Genomic DNA, 2,133 nt, shown 5'->3' with positions numbered 1-2,133 from the left:
AGGAGCGCCCTTGACGAGCCGGCGCGAACCGAAAGGACAATGGGCGGCCGGGACGCCCCCGAGCACCCTCCGACCCCGGTCCACCGTGACCCCGTTCCCACACACCTCCGGCGCGCTGGTGCCGCCCGTCCGGCCCTCAACAGGCTGTTGTGGACTCCCCCGTCTCGTGTAAGTTCCCTTTGGGAACTTTGCATCACCCGCGTACGTCGCCGCGCACACCATCCACGCCTCCAGGGAGCCCAATGCCCGAGCCTCAGGACACCTGGACCGCCGTGGACGGCTACTTCGACGGGCTGCTCGTCCGCGAGGACGATGCGCTCGTGCTCGCCGCCGCCGATTCCGAAGCCGCCGGGCTGCCTCCGCATCAGGTGGCCCCGAATCAGGGGAAGTTGCTGAACCTGCTCGCGCGGATCCACGGGGCCCGGCGCATCCTCGAGATTGGCACCCTCGGCGGGTACAGCACCATCTGGCTCGGCCGGGCGCTTCCGGCGGACGGGCGGCTGGTCACGCTGGAGGTCGACCCGCAGTGTGCCGACGTGGCCGCGGCGAACATCGCCCGGGCCGGCCTGGAGCACATCGTCGACCTCCGGCGCGGCAAGGCCATCGCCCTCCTCCCGCAGCTCGTCGACGAGGAGCCGTTCGACCTCGTCTTCATCGACGCCGACAAGCCGTCCAACCCCGACTACCTTCACTGGGCCCTCAAGCTCACCCGCCCGGGCAGCGTCATCATCGGCGACAACGTCGTCCGTGACGGCGCGGTCACCGACGCGACGAGCAGCGACCCGCGCGTTCAGGGCGTGCGACGCTTCACCGAACTCATCGCCGAGCACCCCCGGTTGACGGCGACCGCCCTCCAGACCGTCGGCGGCAAGGGGTACGACGGCCTCATCCTGGCCCTGGTCACCGGCTGACACGCACCCCCGTCGTATGCTCGCGGCGATCAATGACCGAGCGAGATCCGGCGAGAGCTCGCGAGAGCTGTCGCCAGCTACAGCAGCACCCAGGGGGAACCACATGACCTCGACCATCGACGCCAACAAGCAGGTCGTCCTCGGCTTCTTCGAAGCCGTCAGCGAGCGCCGGGTCGACGATCTGCCGACCTACATGGCCGCGGACGTCATCGACCACAACAAGATCATCCACGGCGAGGCCGACGAGCCCGGCGCCGCCTTCGACGGCATCCGCAGCCAGCTCGCCGCGTTCGACCCGCTGCTCGTCGACGTCGACGAGCTGGTCGGCGAAGGCGACCGGGTCGTCGCCCGGGTCACGCAGCGCGGCACGCACGGCGGGACGCACCCGCGCATGCCGCAGCCGACCGGCCGCGACTTCGAGGTGGAGGCCATCTGGATCTTCACTCTCGCGGAGGGGAAGATCGCCCAGATCCGCGCGGTCAGCGACCGCCTGGGCTTCTTCCTCCAGCTGGGCTGGGACTGGCCCCAGACGGACTGATGCCCGAAACGACGGCCCGACCTCCCCGACGCCGACAGCGCCTCCGGAGCCGCCAGCGCACCCGCACCCGCACCCGCACCCGCACCCGGTAACCTCACCCGGATGACGGCACTTTCCCAGCACGGCTCCCCGTACATCGAGCAGCCCGGCCGCGGTGGCGCCACGGCCACCTCCGAGGCCGATCCGCGTGCCATCGGGCCGGTACGGACGTCCTACGCACCGGACCCCGACGGGGATCCCGACCCCGGGGAAATCGTCTGGACCTGGGTTCCGTACGAGGAGAACGACGGCCGCGGCAAGGACCGCCCCGTGCTGGTCGTGGCCCGGGAGGCGGGTCGGCCGACGCTGCTGGCGGTGCAGCTGTCCAGCAAGCGGCACGACAACGACCGGGAGTGGGTGCCGATCGGCACCGGACCGTGGGACGGCGCCGGACGGGAGTCGTGGGTGGACGTCGACCGGGTGCTGCGGGTACACGAGGGCGGGATGCGGCGCGAGGCGTGCGCGCTGGACCGCGGGCGCTTCGACCTGGTCGTGGGCCGCCTCCGGGAGCGCTACGGCTGGCGGTAGCACTACGGCCGGCGGTAGCCGGCCGGGGGCCCCCCCCCCCCCCCCCCCCCCCCCCCCCCCCCCCCCCACCCCCGCCCCCCCCCCCCCCCCCCCCCAACACCCCCCCCCCCCCCCCCA

General features: G+C 72.4%; 3 protein-coding genes. All 3 read left to right on the top strand.

Annotation, left to right across the window (positions count from 1 at the left end):
* The first annotated feature begins 242 nt into the window (after nucleotides 1-242).
* The 3 genes from AB0F11_RS38115 (at nucleotide 243) to AB0F11_RS38105 (ending at nucleotide 2,016) form a co-directional block, all read left to right on the top strand.
* Complete coding sequence (locus tag AB0F11_RS38115) at nucleotides 243-911, top strand: O-methyltransferase (RefSeq protein ID WP_362184452.1); 669 nt, start codon at nucleotides 243-245, stop codon at nucleotides 909-911.
* A 103-nt stretch (nucleotides 912-1,014) separates the two neighbouring features.
* A complete protein-coding gene (locus tag AB0F11_RS38110; protein WP_362184450.1) occupies nucleotides 1,015-1,449 on the top strand; it encodes an ester cyclase in 435 nt (144 codons plus the stop codon).
* Nucleotides 1,450-1,551: 102 nt separating this feature from the next.
* Complete coding sequence (locus AB0F11_RS38105) at nucleotides 1,552-2,016, top strand: type II toxin-antitoxin system PemK/MazF family toxin (RefSeq protein WP_362184448.1); 465 nt, start codon at nucleotides 1,552-1,554, stop codon at nucleotides 2,014-2,016.
* Nucleotides 2,017-2,133 lie beyond the last annotated feature (117 nt).

The sequence above is a fragment of the Streptomyces sp. NPDC032472 genome, from assembly GCF_040636955.1.
Taxonomy (GTDB): Bacteria; Actinomycetota; Actinomycetes; order Streptomycetales; family Streptomycetaceae; genus Streptomyces.
Note: the sequence above shows the minus strand (reverse complement) of the source record. Positions and strands in the feature narration are given on the sequence as shown.

Bases quoted from the DNA above. Each gene is read 5' to 3' on its own strand.
- AB0F11_RS38115 (WP_362184452.1), top strand. From the start codon at position 243: ATGCCCGAGCCTCAGGACACCTGGACCGCCGTGGACGGCTACTTCGAC.
- AB0F11_RS38110 (WP_362184450.1), top strand. From the start codon at position 1,015: ATGACCTCGACCATCGACGCCAACAAGCAGGTCGTCCTCGGCTTCTTC.
- AB0F11_RS38105 (WP_362184448.1), top strand. From the start codon at position 1,552: ATGACGGCACTTTCCCAGCACGGCTCCCCGTACATCGAGCAGCCCGGC.